The 17,194-nt window shown below is 43.6% G+C and carries 17 protein-coding genes; all 17 read right to left on the bottom strand.

Annotated elements, in window-relative coordinates; all coding sequences use genetic code 11:
* Positions 1–6 precede the first annotated feature (6 nt).
* The 17 genes from ACFFJH_RS01580 to flhC all read right to left on the bottom strand — a co-directional run bounded on the left by ACFFJH_RS01580 (position 7) and on the right by flhC (position 17,170).
* Positions 7–861, bottom strand: coding sequence for a MinD/ParA family ATP-binding protein (locus ACFFJH_RS01580; protein ID WP_390209545.1), 855 nt, complete (start codon positions 859–861; stop codon positions 7–9).
* Positions 854–2,125 (bottom strand): flagellar biosynthesis protein FlhF, encoded by a 1,272-nt coding sequence (gene flhF, locus ACFFJH_RS01575; RefSeq protein ID WP_390209544.1) that lies wholly within the window; start codon positions 2,123–2,125, stop codon positions 854–856. Before flhF ends, ACFFJH_RS01580 begins: the two co-directional genes overlap by 8 nt.
* On the bottom strand, positions 2,122–4,206 hold the full coding sequence (gene flhA / locus ACFFJH_RS01570; protein WP_390209543.1) for a flagellar biosynthesis protein FlhA: 2,085 nt from the start codon (positions 4,204–4,206) through the stop codon (positions 2,122–2,124). Before flhA ends, flhF begins: the two co-directional genes overlap by 4 nt.
* Positions 4,203–5,354 carry a flagellar biosynthesis protein FlhB gene (gene flhB / locus ACFFJH_RS01565; RefSeq protein WP_390209542.1) on the bottom strand — a complete coding sequence of 384 codons (1,152 nt, stop codon included), beginning with the start codon at positions 5,352–5,354 and terminating at the stop codon, positions 4,203–4,205. The genes flhA and flhB overlap by 4 nt, the downstream gene beginning before the upstream one ends.
* 325 nt (positions 5,355–5,679) lie before the next feature.
* Positions 5,680–6,894: an EAL and HDOD domain-containing protein gene (locus ACFFJH_RS01560; protein ID WP_390209541.1), complete on the bottom strand. Its 1,215-nt coding sequence runs from the start codon at positions 6,892–6,894 to the stop codon at positions 5,680–5,682.
* Positions 6,895–6,938: 44 nt separating this feature from the next.
* A complete protein-coding gene (gene cheY / locus ACFFJH_RS01555; RefSeq protein ID WP_314862798.1) occupies positions 6,939–7,334 on the bottom strand; it encodes a chemotaxis response regulator CheY in 396 nt (131 codons plus the stop codon).
* A gap of 96 nt (positions 7,335–7,430) precedes the next feature.
* Complete coding sequence (locus tag ACFFJH_RS01550; RefSeq protein ID WP_390209540.1) at positions 7,431–8,507, bottom strand: protein-glutamate methylesterase/protein-glutamine glutaminase; 1,077 nt, start codon at positions 8,505–8,507, stop codon at positions 7,431–7,433.
* Positions 8,508–8,612: 105 nt separating this feature from the next.
* Entirely contained in the window at positions 8,613–9,221 is a 609-nt protein-coding gene (gene cheD / locus ACFFJH_RS01545; RefSeq protein ID WP_390209539.1) for a chemoreceptor glutamine deamidase CheD, read from the bottom strand.
* Between the two features lie 3 nt (positions 9,222–9,224).
* A complete protein-coding gene (locus ACFFJH_RS01540) occupies positions 9,225–10,112 on the bottom strand; it encodes a CheR family methyltransferase (RefSeq protein ID WP_390209538.1) in 888 nt (295 codons plus the stop codon).
* Between the two features lie 60 nt (positions 10,113–10,172).
* Positions 10,173–10,688, bottom strand: a complete 516-nt coding sequence (locus ACFFJH_RS01535; protein ID WP_390209536.1) for a chemotaxis protein CheW — start codon at positions 10,686–10,688, stop codon at positions 10,173–10,175.
* Between the two features lie 33 nt (positions 10,689–10,721).
* Positions 10,722–12,770 (bottom strand): chemotaxis protein CheA, encoded by a 2,049-nt coding sequence (cheA, locus tag ACFFJH_RS01530; RefSeq protein ID WP_390209535.1) that lies wholly within the window; start codon positions 12,768–12,770, stop codon positions 10,722–10,724.
* 72 nt (positions 12,771–12,842) lie between these two features.
* On the bottom strand, positions 12,843–13,208 hold the full coding sequence (locus ACFFJH_RS01525; RefSeq protein WP_390209879.1) for a response regulator: 366 nt from the start codon (positions 13,206–13,208) through the stop codon (positions 12,843–12,845).
* 49 nt (positions 13,209–13,257) lie between these two features.
* Positions 13,258–13,806 carry a chemotaxis protein gene (locus tag ACFFJH_RS01520; RefSeq protein WP_390209533.1) on the bottom strand — a complete coding sequence of 183 codons (549 nt, stop codon included), beginning with the start codon at positions 13,804–13,806 and terminating at the stop codon, positions 13,258–13,260.
* Positions 13,807–13,864: 58 nt separating this feature from the next.
* Positions 13,865–14,782: a flagellar motor protein MotB gene (motB, locus tag ACFFJH_RS01515; RefSeq protein WP_390209531.1), complete on the bottom strand. Its 918-nt coding sequence runs from the start codon at positions 14,780–14,782 to the stop codon at positions 13,865–13,867.
* Positions 14,783–14,799: 17 nt separating this feature from the next.
* Positions 14,800–15,660, bottom strand: coding sequence for a flagellar motor stator protein MotA (motA, locus tag ACFFJH_RS01510; protein WP_390209529.1), 861 nt, complete (start codon positions 15,658–15,660; stop codon positions 14,800–14,802).
* A gap of 133 nt (positions 15,661–15,793) precedes the next feature.
* Complete coding sequence (locus ACFFJH_RS01505; protein ID WP_390209528.1) at positions 15,794–16,540, bottom strand: class I SAM-dependent methyltransferase; 747 nt, start codon at positions 16,538–16,540, stop codon at positions 15,794–15,796.
* 78 nt (positions 16,541–16,618) lie between these two features.
* Positions 16,619–17,170 (bottom strand): flagellar transcriptional regulator FlhC, encoded by a 552-nt coding sequence (gene flhC / locus ACFFJH_RS01500; RefSeq protein WP_390209526.1) that lies wholly within the window; start codon positions 17,168–17,170, stop codon positions 16,619–16,621.
* Between the last annotated feature and the right edge of the window lie 24 nt (positions 17,171–17,194).

Raw genomic sequence — 17,194 nt, 5'->3', positions numbered from 1 at the left:
AATTAATTAATATTCCAAATGAGCACCTAAATGATTACCTAAAGCAGGAATGGCATCCAGTTGAAAACGTCCACTAGCTGAGGATAATAGCTTGTCGGCCATACGCACAAAGGCATTCGCCGCTTTCGACAAAGGGAAAGCATCGACAACCGCCCTACCCAATTCAGTGGCCCGTTTCAAGTACATGTCTTCGGGCACATATCCAACAAAATTCAACTCTACCGCAAGGTAACGCCGCGCGGTCAAAGATAGATTAAAAAATACACGCTGCGCCTGCTCTTCCGTTGCGCCAGATACGACAATATTGTAAGTACGGCGACCAAGACGATTATTCAGGCGCTTAATCAAACCATAAGCATTGGTAATCGAGGCAGGATCGGTCGATACTTGAATCAGCATTTCACTGTCATCCAATGATGACAAAATAAACGAATCATCTGAATTTAATTCACAATCGACCACCACCATATCAGAGCGATTTGCGGCCAAATCAAACACCTTCGATAACTCGCGATAGCCACTTTGCGGCAATCCGAGTGACTTAGGTATGATATTGGCGACTTTCGTTACCGATAGCCCCGGCGACACCTCTTTAATCACAGCATCCATTGTACGCTGATGTCGTGCCACCTCCAATAAGGTCTGATCAGATTTCAGGTTCAACCAAGCACTTAAGGTCGAACTAGTTGATTTCGCATCAACCATCAAAGTATTTTTGCCGTTCCGAACAAAACTTGCGGCGAGATTAATCAAGGTTCCATTTCGTTCTTCTGGAGGCAGCGCCGACATAAACGTCAGTACACGTAATCTCGGCAACTCCAGCATACGTCGCAAACCTTCTGCCTGATCGAATTTAGCCAAGATGAGCCTCCGCTTTTGCGCTCGTATTAAATCCAGAACCAGTCGACATCAACAATGGCAACTCTTCATTTTCAAATTTATAGGCGGACGTTTCTCGCTTCAATTTAAAGGCGCGATCAATCAAATATTGCTTATTCGCGACATGTAGATCTTCTGGCACACGTTGACCGCTTGCGACATAGTAAATATTTAATTTTTGACGAATCGCGATATCCAAAGCGCCACCTATCGTTGCGGCCTCGTCAAGTTTGGTCAAAATACAGCCTGATAAACCATTGCCCTTGTAGGCACGTACTACCTCGCTTAAGGTTTCGCCAGTGGACGTCGCGTTCAAGCACAGCAATCGTTTTACGTCGACACCGGAACCGGACAACATCGCGACTTGCTCAGTGACCATTTTGTCGCGCTGACTGACACCAACCGTATCAATCAGTACCGTGTGCTTGTCTTTCAGTTCGCGTAGAGCGATTTTCAGGTCGGCTTCATCCTTTACAGAATGCACCATGACACCCAAAATTTTTCCGTAAATTCTCAATTGCTCATAAGCGCCAATACGATAGGCATCAGTAGTAATTAAGGCCAGTTTTGAAGGCCCATGGCGCATCACACAACGTGCTGCCAACTTGGCAGTCGTAGTGGTTTTCCCAACGCCTGTAGGCCCAACCAGTGCATACACACCACCACGTTCCAATATCTCGTTTTCATTATTGATGGCGGACATGTTTTTGACTAGAACAGACTTAATCCATTCCAGTCCAGCGACTGCACTCTCTGACTCTGGCATTCTTTCAACCAAATGTCGCGCCAAGCTAGCACTAAATCCTGTAGCTAATAACTCGCGCAAAATATCAGCCTTATGTGGCGCTTTTTGCTGCATGCCCATCCAAGAAATTTCAGACATTTTATTTTCAAGCGCACCTCGCATCGACCGGATTTCATTCATCATCATCGCCATCTCTGTCTGGCTATCGCGGACTAATTGTGCTGCTTGCACGACTTGATTTTCCTCCCAAGTCGATTCTGTCGAGTTTGATTTAGTGTCAGCTAAATGAGCTTTTGAATTAAATTGCGCCGCACCGATTGTCGCTTGTGGCTTTGCTTGCTCTGGCATGATAGAACCTAGCATTCTGTCGCTGATCGCCAAAATTTCAACTTGCCCATCAACATTGCGATTCGACAAAATAACAGCGTCATCACCTAACTCGTTACGCACCTTTCTCAAAGCTTCACGTGAAGTAGGTGCGATAAATTTTTTGACGTTCATAATTGTCCTCCAACCAGGCTAGTCACCCGGATAGTTTTTGTTTCTGGTAATTCTGCATGAGACAAGACTTTCACTTGAGGCAAACTGCGGCGCAAGAAGCGCGCCATTAAAGCCCTCAAAGGACCGGGTACCAGCAGTACCGGTGTCAAACCCATTTGTTGTTGATGTTGAGCCGCAACTTCGGTTTGCATGGCTAAAGTGTCGGCCAAGCCTGGCTCCATACTAGCTCCGTCAGCACCATTGCCTTGTAGAGTTTGCATTAAAAGTCTTTCCAACTTGTTGTCTAGAGTCATCACACTCAACTCATTTCCAGTTGGGAAGATCTGCTGCACAATTGCACGCCCTAACGCGATCCGAACCTGTGCTGTTAATTCGTTCGCATCTTGTGTTTGCACCGCAAACTCGGTCAGTGTTTCGACGATGCTACGCAGATCGCGAATATGCACACCTTCTATCAATAAATTTTGCAGTACTTTCTGTACGGTAGATAAAGGCAGAAGTCGCGGTGTTAAATCTTCAATCAGTTTCGGCGAATCTTTTGCCAAATGATCGAGTAACTGCTGAACTTCATGACGTCCGAGTAATTCCGCTGCATTGCTGGTAATAAGATGATTTAGATGCGTCGCAATAACGGTTCCGGCGTCGACCACTGTATACCCCATAGACTGCGCCTGCTCTTTAGTTGCGGCATCAATCCAAACAGCGGGCAAACCAAAAGCGGGATCAGTAGTTGGAATGCCAGGCAATGTACCAGAAACCATACCGGGATCAATCGCTAAAAATTGCCCCATGTTAGCCTCACCACTCCCAATTTCCACACCTTTCAATGCGATGCGATAAGCGCTGGGTTTCAATTCGAGATTGTCCCGGATATGAACAGGTGGCGATAAGAATCCGATGTCCTGTGCAAATTTTTTGCGTATGCCTTTAATCCTGCGCAATAACTCCCCGCCCTGAGTTTTATCGACTAAAGGAATCAAACGATAACCCACTTCCAATCCCAAGGTATCGACAGGAAGAATATCTTGCCAAGTTGCCTCTTCCATTTCAGGTGCTGGAGTTGGCGCAGTCGGTACCTGATCCGCTGCAGCAGGTTTGGCTAAACGCTTCTCCATTAAATAGCCACCTCCTGCTAAAACACCAGCTAACAAAATGAAAGCGATGTGAGGCATCCCAGGGATAACACCTAGGCCACCGATAATTGCGCCGGTAATATAAAGCACCTGTGGCTTGGCAAACAATTGGCTGATAAATTGGCTGCCGATATCTTGTTCACTTGCCACCCGTGACACCACGATACCGGCGGCAGTAGAGATAATCAAAGAAGGAATTTGTGCCACTAAGCCATCACCAATGGCTAACAGTGCGTAGATTTTTGAGGCATTAGAAAAATCCAAATCATGCTGCACCATACCGACGATTAAGCCACCCACGATATTAATAATCGTCACCATAATGCCCGCGACGGCATCACCCTTCACATATTTACTAGCACCGTCCATAGCACCATAAAACTCAGCTTCCTGCGCAACCTCGGTACGACGTTTGCGTGCATCTTGCTCGCCAATCAAACCTGCGTTCAAATCAGCATCAATCGCCATTTGCTTACCCGGCATCGCATCCAAAGCAAAACGTGCCCCCACCTCAGCGATACGCCCCGCGCCTTTGGTAACCACAGTAAAGTTAATAATCGTCAAAATAATGAAAACGACGATGCCTACGGTGTAATTACCACCAATCAAAAAGTGACCAAAAGCTTCAATCACTTTACCCGCAGCGTCTGGCCCCGTATGCCCTTCAGTCAACACAATACGAGTTGACGCCACGTTTAGTGACAAACGCAGCATGGTACTGACTAGCAAAACGGTAGGGAAAACCATGAAATCCAAAGGTCTAACCGTATATAAACTAGTCAACAAGACGATGATAGAGAGCGCAATATTAAAGCTGAAAAAAATATCCAATGCAAAAGCAGGCAAAGGCAAAATCATCATGGACAACATCATGATGATGAGGATCGGTGCGGCAAGCGCTTTGCTACCCATGCCAGACAACCAGCTAGGAAATTTTATGGAGTTCATGTTGGTATTTCACTTTTTATTGACAGAGGATCGAGTCCCTCTGGCACTGCAATATTCTTAGGTTCTTGCGGTGGCAAACCACCTGCTTTTTTGAAAGTTTTAAGCTGAAATACATAGGCCAGAATTTCTGCCACAGCGGCGTACAATGCTTCTGGAATTTCATCACCTAGTTCAGTATGCTTGTGTAGTGCCCGCGCTAATGGTGGCGCTTCCAAAATCGGCACATTATTTTCTTTAGCGATTTCTCGGATTTTTGCGGCGACGACATCAGCGCCCTTCGCAACAACACGTGGAGCTCCAGAACCATCGGTGTATTTCAATGCGACAGAGAAGTGCGTTGGGTTGGTCACGACGACGTCTGCGGTTGGAATTTCGGCCATCATGCGACGACGTGCCATTTCACGTTGTTGAGCGCGAATTTTGGCTTTAATTTGCGGATTACCATTCGCCTCTTTAGACTCCTGTATCACCTCTTGATGCGTCATTTTCAATTTATCGGCATAAGCCCACATTTGATATGGCGCATCAATCGCCGCAATTAAAACCAAGCCACTCACGATCGCTAAAAAACAAACGCCTAGCATGTGTCCAACATGGGCGCTGCCTTGTTGTAAAGTCTCATGCACCAAGCCAAAAATGGCATCTTTCTGACGCATCACGACCATCCAGGCAATAACGCCAACCAAGATAGTTTTCAAAATCGCCTTAACTAACTCAATACCAGCGCGCGAGGACACCAGATTTCCCAATCCGGCGATAGGATTAAGGCGCGAAAATTTAGGTTCTAAGGCTTTAAAACTAAAAAGCCAGCCACCAATCAGTAAAGGCGATGCAAGTGCCGCAATTAACAACAATGCCGCGACAGGCATAAACGCAAACATCACCTCCTCAATCATATTTTGTGCTCTGGTCAATAGAAAAGTAGAGTCAAAAGCTACTGCGCGCTCAAATGACACACCTGTAGTCAAACTTTTCCCTAACTGCCGAAATAGCGTATCACCATAGAAGAACAAGCCTCCTCCTGCCGCTAATAAAACGGTACAGGTAGAAAGCTCTCTGGAACGAGGTACATCGCCCTCCTCACGCGCCTTTTCTAGACGCTGGGGCGAGGCCGGCTCGGTTCGTTCTAATCCACTGTCATCCGCCATTTGTTTTCCGTTAGTATCTGTACTAGCACTATTTTCCTAGGACAAATTATTAACGAAAACTATCGTTCGACATCAATGGAATAAGCAGTGATTCACCCCTTAGTTCTTCACAATAGAAATAACTGGAAAGAACGAGCTATTTGGAAAGCTCGCGTCCAGATAAAAATATTCCAGGGGAAATGAAAAATGACCAGTGTGTGTCGCGTCAATTATTACGCGACACACACTGGTCATTAAAAAGGATGAGGATATTTAAAACGAGTAGTCGGGGTATGAACTAATCAATGTCTTTACATCAGAACATAGTACCGACAAGAGATAGCGTTTAAGCAGAAGCGATATTCTTCGCCCACACTAATGAGGACAGATGGGCTTTATTAACATCATCATGCGCAATCTTCAATGTCTCTGCCAAAGATTGCACCAGCATGCTATTCAACTCACATGCTTCAGCCAAAGCCAAATATGGACCATAAACACCACTACGTGATACCAGTGCTTCAACTACAGGCTCTGGCAATTGAATCGTGGACAAGACTTCTTCCATAGGCAAGCCTAGCAAACGATCAAGCAAAGAGAACATGCCCGCCACAAATAAATTTTCAGCCTCTGTTTTAGACATAAATGGCTGTCCAAGCAACTCAGCAAAGCGACCTCGAATAATCGCAGTCTCTAACAAGACGGGTGAGTTTCCATTGGTACTTGCGGTTGCCAATAGCAATGTCAGCCAACGATATAAAGGACTATAACCTAAAATGGTTACAGCGTGCTTCAAAGACTGCACTTCGGTACGCAAACCAAAACCAGCGGAGTTGATATAACGTAGCAGTTTGTAAGCCAAAGCTGCATCACGTTTAACTACCGTTTCTAATTGTTGAATGTCGGCATTTTTTCGTATCATCTCCATTAATTGAAGAATCGTCGTCTGCGTGGTATTTAAACCTTTCTGTGTCAAATTGGGGCGTGGCGTTAAGTGCAACTTACCAACAAAACTCGATAGTCCCAAAGCCGCACAAGCATCAAAATCTTGCCAACTACCGACATTGCGCGCAACCATCTGCACATTCGATTGCTTCAAAGCGGCATACATTTTCGCCTGGGAAGCTAGATTACTGGCATCTAACTGCACTTCCATGTGGGTGATGAGCGAGAAAAAAGAACGCTCCAAAGCCGTAATATCTGCATTTCTAAGGCAGATACCAAAACCTTGTTCGCGCAATTCTTTAATTACTTCAAGGCTCTCAGGATCGCCAAAATAACGCTTAGAAAAAATCAACACCGTGTTCTTCGCGTAAAGCTGGCGCAATCCATCTGCCTTTAGCAAGCCAGGAACCGCTTCCAAGAAAATCAGGCTATCACCTAAAAGAAAACCCTTTTCTTCATCGTGAAATTCCGATGCGACAAATGACATCAAAGAACTTAAGGTGGAAATATCCACTTCAACATTTTTTACGCCAGATTGCCAAGACAATTGAAAACCAATAACGCGCTGGGTCGGATCCAACAATGGTTCTCTAACGATGAAGTTTACATCAGTCATAAATTAACAATCAATTTCTAATTTTTCTAATTGAGAACCAAAGATCAGGCAGGCTTACCTAATTTTTCAAAAATCTTAGATAGCTTTTCATCTAAAGTCGCCGCAGTAAATGGTTTGACCACATAACCATTTGCGCCAGCTTGAGCCGCGGCAATAATATTTTCTTTTTTCGCTTCAGCAGTAACCATTAAAACAGGTAACTTTGCCAATGCGGGATCAGCACGAATATGCTGCAACATCGTCAAGCCATCCATATTTGGCATGTTCCAGTCAGATATAACGAAGTCGAAATCCCCCCCCTTTAACTTTGCCAATCCAAGCGCACCATCTTCTGCCTCATCGACATTAGAATAACCAAGCTCTTTAAGAAGATTACGCACAATACGACGCATAGTCGAAAAATCATCTACAACTAAAAATTTGAGGTTTTGATCAGCCATAACTTACTCCATAATTTCACAAAGGACAGTAGTACATATTATCGGTTATCTACACATATTTGGATATGCATTTTCTGGTAAACCGTTGACGCTATACTAAACACGCAACGCTCGACTTCCGTGCTGATCAAGATAATGTAGCACTCGATGCGGTAACTCATTTAGCGCAACAACTTCATTAACAGCACCGACAGCGATTGCTTCGCGTGGCATTCCAAATACTACACAGGTTGCTTCATCTTGCGCGAAATTATACGCACCGGAATGCTTCATTTCCAACATTCCTTCGGCACCATCTTTTCCCATACCAGTCAAAATTACACCAACCGCATTTTTTCCTGCAAATTTAGCCGCTGAACGAAACAATACATCAACGGATGGGCGATGACGATTAACTGGTTCAGCATGACTTAATTCAGTCACATAATTGGCGCCACTGCGCGCCAAGAGCAGATGCGAATGTCCGGGTGCGATATAAGCATGTCCTGGCAAAATCCGCTCCCCACCTTGCGCCTCTGACACTGATATCTTACACAAACCATTTAATCGCGCCGCAAAAGATTTAGTAAAACCTTCTGGCATATGTTGTGCAATCAAAATACCAGGGCAGTCAGAAGGCATCTGCATGAGAAAATTTTTAATTGCTTCAGTCCCGCCCGTAGAAGCACCAACGATAATTAATTTTTCACTACTAACCAAAGGATTTCTAACCGATGGCAAAACCGATAATGAATGAGCACCTGCAGCTCCCGTTGTCACGGTTCTCGCACGAATTCTTGCTTTAGATGCGGCACGTATCTTATCTGTAATGACATGCGCATATTCATTCATACCGCTTTGAATGGACAACTTCGGTTTCGTCACAAAATCAACGGCGCCCAACTCCAAAGCTCGCATAGTAATTTCAGATCCACGCTCCGTTAGTGAGGACACCATAATCACTGGCATAGGACGTAGGCGCATTAACTTCTCTAAGAAGTCCAAACCGTCCATTTTTGGCATCTCTACATCTAAGGTCAACACATCCGGATTACATTGCTTGATCATCTCTCGTGCCACCAATGGATCGGGTGCAACACCTACCACCTCCATATCTGGCTGACTACGAATAATCTCCGACAAAATACTTCGGATCAGTGCGGAGTCGTCAATAATTAGTACTTTAATCTTCATTACCGTTCCCATTAGGCGATCCTCTAAAGCGATCTTTTTTTTCTGCGCTAACGACAAATTACTTCGACTTCAAACCCAACGAACCTAAATAAGCTAAAAGTAAGCTTAAAACAAATCCACATCCCCACCAACGGGTGCGCTCTTCAATCGGCTGGCGTAATCGAGCTCGCGTTTTTTCAAGGTATCGTTATGTTCAACTTTGAGTTTCTTCACTAATACTTTACCAGTGCGCGGAAAAAAATATACTTTTCGTGGGTAGATATCGTTAAGATCTTCTGCGATGACACGCATTCTCTCCATGCGTAGATAATCCAAAACAAATTTAGCATTTCGTTCACCAACATTAATTGCCGTAAATCCCCGCAGCACATTGCCACCGCCGAAAACTTTGGCCTCTAAATTTTCTCTACGCGCACCTGCCTTCAACAATTCATTAATCAGCACTTCCATCGCATAAGTTCCGTATCGCATTGAGGCCGATACAGGATTATCTGAATTCTCTCCGCCGTCGGGCAGCATAAAATGATTCATGCCACCTACACCCGAAACTCTGTCACGAATGCATGCAGAAACACATGAACCCAATACGGTCACGATCAACATATCTTTACCAGTGAAATAGAACTCGCCCGGTAATATTTTTGCAGCATCACAATCAAAAGTCCGATCGTAATAGACATTAGTTGCAAAGTGTTCTTCACTAAACTGGCTCATGGATCACCTATTATTTGTATCATAAGAGCTAGACCTCTTATGCCTATCATCTTGGCTAGCCAATACGTAAACTGTCTTCCCTCGCAGCTTAAAATCATCAGAAACATATAAAAAGTTTTCTGAGTGCCCGGCAAACAGTAATCCATCAGATTTCATCAAAGGCACGAATTTTTTCAAAATATTTGCTTGTGTCGGCTTATCAAAATAGATCATCACGTTGCGACAAAAAATAGCATCAAACTCACCGCTAATATGCCAGCGCTCATCCAACAAATTAAGCGACTCAAATGAAATTAAATCCCTTAACTCCTGCCGAACCAGAACAGTTCCTTCATTTTTTCCTCGACCTTTGAGAAAATACTTACGAACCAATTCAGGTGCCATTTTTTCAATACGTTCGATGTTGTATACACCGCGCGCCGCAACTCCCAATACATTCGTATCAATATCGGTCGCGATAATCTGCAAATTTGGCTTTGTCGTATGTAAAGCTTCACACACAGTGATGGCTATCGAATACGGTTCTTCACCAGTAGAGCTCGCCGAACACCAAATCCGAATCGGTCCATTTTTCTTTTTGACGTGCTCTGACAGGATAGGGAAATGATGCTCTTCACGAAAAAAAGAAGTTAGATTCGTGGTCAGTGCATTGGTAAAAGCTTCCCACTCAGCACTTTCGCTTTCGCGTTCTAATAAATCTAAATAGGTTGCGAACGACACAATTCCCGTTGCCCTTAGGCGTCGCGCCAAACGGCTATAAACCATTTCTTGCTTGCTGTCTGACAAAGAAATTCCTGCCCGACGATAAATCAAATCACGAACTCGTTCAAAATCGCGATGATTGAACAAAAATTCTTTTTCGCCTTCAGACCGATCCGCTGGCTTCGCCATCCCAAGTTTCCAGTCTCAAATTAAATGTATCTACTAAATAAAAACACGTGCTATCGTCAACTAGTCGGCATGATCCATCAATCCCATTTCAGGGCTTGACATCAATTTTTCTATGTCAACCAAGATCAACATACGCTCGTCCAATGTTCCTAGGCCAATCAGAAAATCGTCATTAAATGTCGTGTTCATTTCCGGCGCTGGTCTCACTTGTTCTGGCAACAAGGTCATCACGTCAGAGACACTATCAACCACCATACCAACAACTCGTGTACCAATATTTAGAATAATCACGACGGTCAATTGATCGTAAGTTGGCGTACCCAGATTAAACTTAATACGCATATCAACGATAGGAACGATAATGCCTCGGAGATTAATAACACCCTTTAAAAACTCTGGTGCATTGGCAATCCGGGTCACTGCTTCGTAGCCGCGAATTTCCTGCACTCGCAGAATATCAATCCCATATTCTTCACTACCTAAAGTAAATGCTAAAAATTCGTGCGTCGCCAATTCATCTTGAGTGGCATTTGCACTACTTGCATTTACTACAGAATTATCAGAATTTTGTGCCATGTTAATTCCCCATAAACCAAAGTTAAGTCAAAACTATCGGACTGAACGTAACAATGCCGCCACGTCTAAGATTAAAGAAACACCACCATCACCTAGAATAGTAGCGCCCGAGATTCCTGGAATTTTCCGATAATTAGATTCAATATTTTTTACAACAACTTGTTGCTGTCCGACCAAATCATCGACAAATAGTGCAGCTTTTTTCCCATCCACTTCAACAATGACAGTGATACCCAATGAAGGATCAGTATGAAGCGGCTCTATGTTGAATGATTGATACAAAGGAATTAACGGCAAATACTCTTCACGTATCTTGATGACACGACCTTTACCATTAATCTCCTTAATATCTTCTGCTTTGGGCTGCAAGGACTCAACTACAAAACCCAAAGGAAGAATATAAATCTCCTCGCCAACTTTAATCGACATGCCATCTAAAATAGCCAAGGTCAAAGGCAAGGAAATGGTAATAGTTGTACCAAATCCTTTGGCTGATCGAATGTCAACGACACCACCCATTTGCGTGATATTACGTTTAACCACATCCATTCCGACACCGCGCCCAGAAACATCAGTAACAACTTCGGCAGTTGAAAAACCAGGTGCAAAAATCAATTGCCAGACATCAGAGTCAGACATACTATCAGAGACAGCTAAACCATTTTGACGCGCTTTTTCAAGAATTTTTTCGCGATGTAATCCACCACCATCGTCACAAACTTCAATGACAATATTGCCGCCTTGATGCACCGCTGACAATGACAATCTGCCCGATTCAGTTTTGCCACTTTCCAGTCGCGTCGCAGGCATTTCAATACCGTGATCAATACTATTCCTGACCAGATGTGTTAATGGGTCGACGATACGCTCAATGAGTCCTTTATCTAACTCAGTAGATGCGCCGTAGGTCACAAACTCAACTTTCTTACCTAACTTGGTCGCGAGATCACGCACCATCCGCGGAAAACGTGAGAACACATAATCCATAGGCATCATGCGGATTGACATCACCGCTTCTTGCAAATCTCTGGTATTGCGGGTTAAGTGCGCAACACTACTAAGCAAACGCTCATTGGAGACAGGATCTAAATCCTGCGTTCTTTGCGCCAGCATAGCTTGAGTGATCACCAACTCACCGATCAAATTAATAATCTGATCAACCTTTTCAATACCAACCCGAATGGTACTTGACTCCTGAGTACCGGCATGTTTTTCCGCTTCTTTTTTTGCAGCGGCTTTGCCAGCATTTGCTAATGCTTCTTGAGCGTTTTTTTCCGCCGCTTTTTTTGCCTCATGCTGCGCATCTTGATGCTCATCTGGCGGAAACATTGCATCTAAAGGTTGAAAGAATCCGTAGCCTAACTCCTCTTCACTTTTACCTGAGGAATCGTCTATCACTTGAGCGATCTCTTCTCTTTCGATAGTAATTTTATCGACGTCCAAAATAAAAGAACAAACGGCCAAAATATCGTCTTCGCTGCCATTCGTCTCTAACACAATAAGCGCACTATCAGATCCACGTTTTTCAGACTTAACAGCCCCTAACAGACTCAATTCAGTCGTCAGCAGTTTGAGATCCTCATCACCGACGGCTGAAAAATTCACACTAAAACAATGATGGAATTTTTCATTTTCGTGTTGTGTTTTTACGTGCGCGCTAAGATCTGCGACGATAGTCGGCTTTGCCTTTATCTCCTCCTGCACAAATGATTGCAACAACATTCTCACGTCACCGACTGCATCTAAATCTACCGCAGAACCCAAGCGATGACCGTCCAATTGCATTTTAAGAATATCTTTAGCAGCCAGAAACGCATCGACATGCTCTGCTGTCAGTGCCATCTCACCTTTTCGAATTTTGTCCAACAAAGATTCGAGAATATGAGTCACCTCGGTCATATCGGCCAAACCGAAAGTTGAAGCGCCTCCTTTTATCGAATGTGCGGTGCGAAAAATGGCATTCAGATCCTCTGGATCTGGGGAGTCAACGTCAACACCCAATAGCAACTTTTCCATTTCAGCGAGAAGCTCTTCTGCTTCATCAAAGAAAACTTGAAAGAACTGACTCATGTCAATCGTCATTGTTCCACCCCATTTTTACTCAATTACTTTAGTAACAGCTGAACAAGCCAGCCATAGAAATCAAGACATCAACTAACCAATAACCTTCTTGACCACTTCGGTTAGTTTTTGTGGATCAAAAGGTTTTACCAGCCAACCGTTAGCACCCGCTGCTCGCCCCTTAGCTTTCATATCATCACTTGACTCTGTGGTTAGCATCAGAATTGGCACACGTTGATAGCTAGGCAGCGCTCGTAGCGATTTAATCAAAGTCAAGCCATCCATACGTGGCATATTTTGATCGGTCAAAACTAAATCAACTACCTGATTTTTAGCTTTTTCTAAACCATCTTGACCGTCGACAGCTTCTATGACTTGATAACCAGCTGCCTTCAAACTAAATGCAACCATTTGACGCAACGATCCTGAGTCATCTACCGCTAAAATTGTTTTGGCCATCATTACTCCATTCAGAAAATTGAGAAAAAATTCTCAGTCTTAGGCAAATCTAAAATAATTCAATATCACCACTATTTAAGTGTTCTTGGTTAACCGTTTTACGTAATAAGCTTTTCAACTCTATACTTTGTTGCTCTAGTTTTTCTGTTACTTCGGTCAATAGCCCTTCGATCTCGTCGTTTTCACCATCAGCAGAAATTACGTTACCAACAACGTCAAGGGTGCACAATAACTCTCTCAGTCCCGCACTACGCTGCATAGTCCTTGAAATCAATTGATTGGTTAAATCCTGAAACTGTAAGCTAGTTACCGCTTTATTAATATGTAGAGCAATATCTGCTTGTATCTGATGCAATCGTTCGACATTCTCCGCCGGCACCTGACCAGATTCAACAATCAAACTAATCTGCTCTTCCTGTGATAAAACAGAAGCATGCAAATCTAGGAAATTAGTTCCAAGTTTTTCTATTGCTTCTGCCAACAAAATAGTCGTCTGAATCAGATCAGTCTCAACCTCTAGCAAGTGAGCCACGCCGTGATCGGAAACTCCTGCCAACAGTTGCTTCACCTTAGACCCGAGCATTTTTCTCTTTGACATCGTTAGCGTCCCATTCTGCAACTAAGCTATTGCATTTCTGCAAGTGATTAACGTTATCTTATTTCTTGCCCTCAACCGGAACTTCGATCTGCTTCCCAAGATCGACTTCACCGCCATCTTGAGAAGCAGACAGCTCGGCTTTTTTATTCATCACTATAATACTGATACGGCGATTAATTGGATTTAAAGGCTCTTCTTTATCAAAAAGCACCGATGATGACAATCCTACTACACGCAATACTTTTTTCTCATCCATTCCACCATAAATAAGCTCTCGCCTCGATGCGTTGGCTCGATCGGCTGAGAGCTCCCAGTTGCTATAACCTTTTTCCCCACTCCCATAAGGTGCTGCATCGGTGTGCCCAGACAAACTTATGCGATTAGGCACTTCGTTTAACGCCAATCCAATTTCATGCAAAATTTCTCGGGTATAGGGCTGCAAATCTGCCTTTGCAGAAGCAAACATAGGGCGATTTTTTTCATCGACCATTTGTATCCTTAGCCCCTCGGTTGTAATATCTAGTAGCAGTTGCTTCTTAAATTGCTTTAAAGTGGCATTTGATTCAATCGCTGCTTCAATTTTCTCTTTGAGATTTTTAAGCCGCTCCGCATCAGCCCTTGCTAACGCTGCTTCAGCAGCCTGAAGGTTATAAGTCTTTTTTACCGCTTCTATTTCCCCTTTACGCTGCTGACCTTCACGCAAAGACAAATCCTTGCCACCACCTTTTATTACACTAGAACTATCTCCACTACCATCACCACCGGCCATCGCAACTTTCAAAGGCGTTTGAAAATACTCCGCAATACCTTGTAAATTGCCTTTTGCAGTAGAACCAAGCAACCACATCAATAAAAAGAACGCCATCATAGCGGTTACGAAATCGGCATAGGCGATCTTCCAAGCTCCACCATGATGCCCGCCAGCGACTTTTTTTATTCGCTTAACGATAATTGGCCTAAGTTCCTCATTTGCCATTTTATCCGCCCATCAAACTATTTAGACTTAGATTGCTTGATATGTTCTTCAAGTTCAGAAAACGTTGGACGCTCAGTTGAATAAAGCACTTTACGACCAAATTCAACCGAAAGTGCTGGCGCGTAACCATTTAAACTCGCCAACAATGTCACTTTAACGCACTGAAAAGCTTTCGACGACTCATCCAATTTTTGCTCCATCAAACTAGATAATGGTCCCACGAAACCATACGCCAGCAAGATACCCAAAAACGTACCCACCAAGGCTTTAGCGATTAGAATCCCCAATTCAGCAGGTGGAATACCAACAGACTCCATAGTATGCACAACGCCCATCACAGCTGCCACAATACCAAACGCTGGCAAACCATCGCCTAACTTTGCCATAAAATGAGCTGGAATAGCGCCCTCATGATGGTGGGTTTCCAACTCATTATCCATCAGGTTTTCAATCTGAAAAGCGTCCATATTGCCAGATACCATCAAACGCAAATAATCAGATAAAAATTCCATCAAATGATGATCGCCGACCACCAAAGGATATTTACTAAATAAAGGGCTTTCTTCAGGCTTTTCGATGTCACCTTCAATCGACATCAAACCTTCTTTACGAATCTTGGTCAGAACATCAAATAACATCGTCATTAATTCCATATACATGGCTTTTGAATATGGAGAGCCCTTGAAGACAGAAGGCAATGCCTTCAACGACGCTTTAAGTGATTTTGGTGTATTGCCGACAAATGCCGCTCCTACGGCAGCACCACCAATCATCAACAATTCAATCGGCTGAAACAGCACCGCCATGTGCCCACCAGCCAGCACAAAACCACCAAAAACGGACCCGCATACAATGATATAACCCACAATAACGAACACGAGTTAGTCTCCTTCATCAATTTGACCTCGATTTACTACGGTTTCGAGCGATAACTCAAGAATACCAGCGATCTGGTAACATTAGGCAACATTTCCCAGAATATTGCTCAAAAAATATATTTCTGTTGTTTCATTATATACGCCAGCCATATAGCAAGGATCCGTCCGACTCCAACTCCAAACATAGATCGGGAGGGGCATCAGGCACAATAAACTCGTAACTCAGAAAAAGTGATCCCGGCTGCATTTCAGCTTTCACCTTTAGCCAGAGATCGGTCATCGCTGCCGGAGATAAGTAGCAAAAAACCACGCGAAAATGCGATAAATCAATCCCAGTATAGCTACCAAAGTAAAATTTCACTGGTGGTTTTCGAAAAAAAGAACGTAATACGCTGACCAACCAAGGCAAGGGTGCAATTTCAACGCCAAAAAATTGCCCGTTTTTACTACGCGCGGAAAGGTCAAGCACCAAGCCGCCCATTCCACTACCAAGATCAATGAAATTAAATGGCGCATCACTTGGAAGCAATGTCGAAACAGGAATAATTAATGCAGATTTAGAAGGATAATAAGGCACTTGCGTCCGGTAAGTCGACCAGAACAACAGACTTAAAACGAACAAGCCAATGAGATAAAAATAGGACGGTATATTTTGCCAATATGACCAATACACCAAAAGCGGAAATAAGAATTGAATTAAGCCCCACCACCAATCAAATCGCAGTATTAAAGCTGCGCAAGCCGCGAAACAGCAGTGAATCAAGAGCCCAACAAAAAAACCAAATGAAATACCAAAACCAATCTTCAACAGCAGCAACAATGAATACGTCAATACTAGACTAGCCAACTGCAATAACAATGCTCGGATTCCGATTGACAACTTCAAATTGCTCACCCTTCATAAGCCGCATCAAAAACCAAATCAAACTTAACTTGAAGCAAGCGAATTTTAACGTAACTAAGCAAAGGCATGTGACATTTCAACTGCTCTCGCTTTTTTTGTTTTACCAGCACGAGAAGGAACATGACATAAGCCACAGGCATAATGATCATGCAAATCCAATGTATGCCCAACAAACTGACCGCCACAGTGCTCGCATTTGACGAACGAAAGCATATTTCCTTCGAAGAAACGTACCAATGTCCACGCACGAGTCAATGATAGAACTGGCTCTTCACCATCTGGTGTTGGCATTTGCTCAAGATAGAGTTTATAAGCCTTAACCACGGCATGAATACCACTAATTTCCGCATGCTCGCGCAAGTACTTAAAAATATTCATAAAAAGAGAAGAATGAATATTAGGCTGCCAAGTCACAAACCAATCAGTAGAAAACGGCAGCATACCTTTCGGTGGAGACACGCCCTTCAACTCCTTGTAGATTTTCAACAAACGCTCACGTGACAATGACGTTTCTGATTCCAGTAACTGCAAGCGTGCACCCAAGTTAACTAAATCTACTGCCAATTGAATTTCGTTAGCTTCATTCACAATACTTTTCGTTGCCATGACTACACCTCAATCTTCAAAAAC

It is taken from the genome of Affinundibacterium danionis, from assembly GCF_042432465.1.
In the GTDB taxonomy this organism is placed as follows: Bacteria; Pseudomonadota; Gammaproteobacteria; order Burkholderiales; family Burkholderiaceae_D; genus Undibacterium; species Undibacterium danionis.
Note: the sequence above shows the minus strand (reverse complement) of the source record. Positions and strands in the feature narration are given on the sequence as shown.

Coding starts and splice junctions, on each gene's coding strand:
- flhF (WP_390209544.1), bottom strand. CDS start 2,125: ATGAACGTCAAAAAATTTATCGCACCTACTTCACGTGAAGCTTTGAGA.
- flhA (WP_390209543.1), bottom strand. CDS start 4,206: ATGAACTCCATAAAATTTCCTAGCTGGTTGTCTGGCATGGGTAGCAAA.
- flhB (WP_390209542.1), bottom strand. CDS start 5,354: ATGGCGGATGACAGTGGATTAGAACGAACCGAGCCGGCCTCGCCCCAG.
- ACFFJH_RS01560 (WP_390209541.1), bottom strand. CDS start 6,894: ATGACTGATGTAAACTTCATCGTTAGAGAACCATTGTTGGATCCGACC.
- cheY (WP_314862798.1), bottom strand. CDS start 7,334: ATGGCTGATCAAAACCTCAAATTTTTAGTTGTAGATGATTTTTCGACT.
- ACFFJH_RS01550 (WP_390209540.1), bottom strand. CDS start 8,507: ATGAAGATTAAAGTACTAATTATTGACGACTCCGCACTGATCCGAAGT.
- cheD (WP_390209539.1), bottom strand. CDS start 9,221: ATGAGCCAGTTTAGTGAAGAACACTTTGCAACTAATGTCTATTACGAT.
- ACFFJH_RS01540 (WP_390209538.1), bottom strand. CDS start 10,112: ATGGCGAAGCCAGCGGATCGGTCTGAAGGCGAAAAAGAATTTTTGTTC.
- ACFFJH_RS01535 (WP_390209536.1), bottom strand. CDS start 10,688: ATGGCACAAAATTCTGATAATTCTGTAGTAAATGCAAGTAGTGCAAAT.
- cheA (WP_390209535.1), bottom strand. CDS start 12,770: ATGACGATTGACATGAGTCAGTTCTTTCAAGTTTTCTTTGATGAAGCA.
- ACFFJH_RS01525 (WP_390209879.1), bottom strand. CDS start 13,208: ATGGCCAAAACAATTTTAGCGGTAGATGACTCAGGATCGTTGCGTCAA.
- ACFFJH_RS01520 (WP_390209533.1), bottom strand. CDS start 13,806: ATGTCAAAGAGAAAAATGCTCGGGTCTAAGGTGAAGCAACTGTTGGCA.
- motB (WP_390209531.1), bottom strand. CDS start 14,782: ATGGCAAATGAGGAACTTAGGCCAATTATCGTTAAGCGAATAAAAAAA.
- flhC (WP_390209526.1), bottom strand. CDS start 17,170: ATGGCAACGAAAAGTATTGTGAATGAAGCTAACGAAATTCAATTGGCA.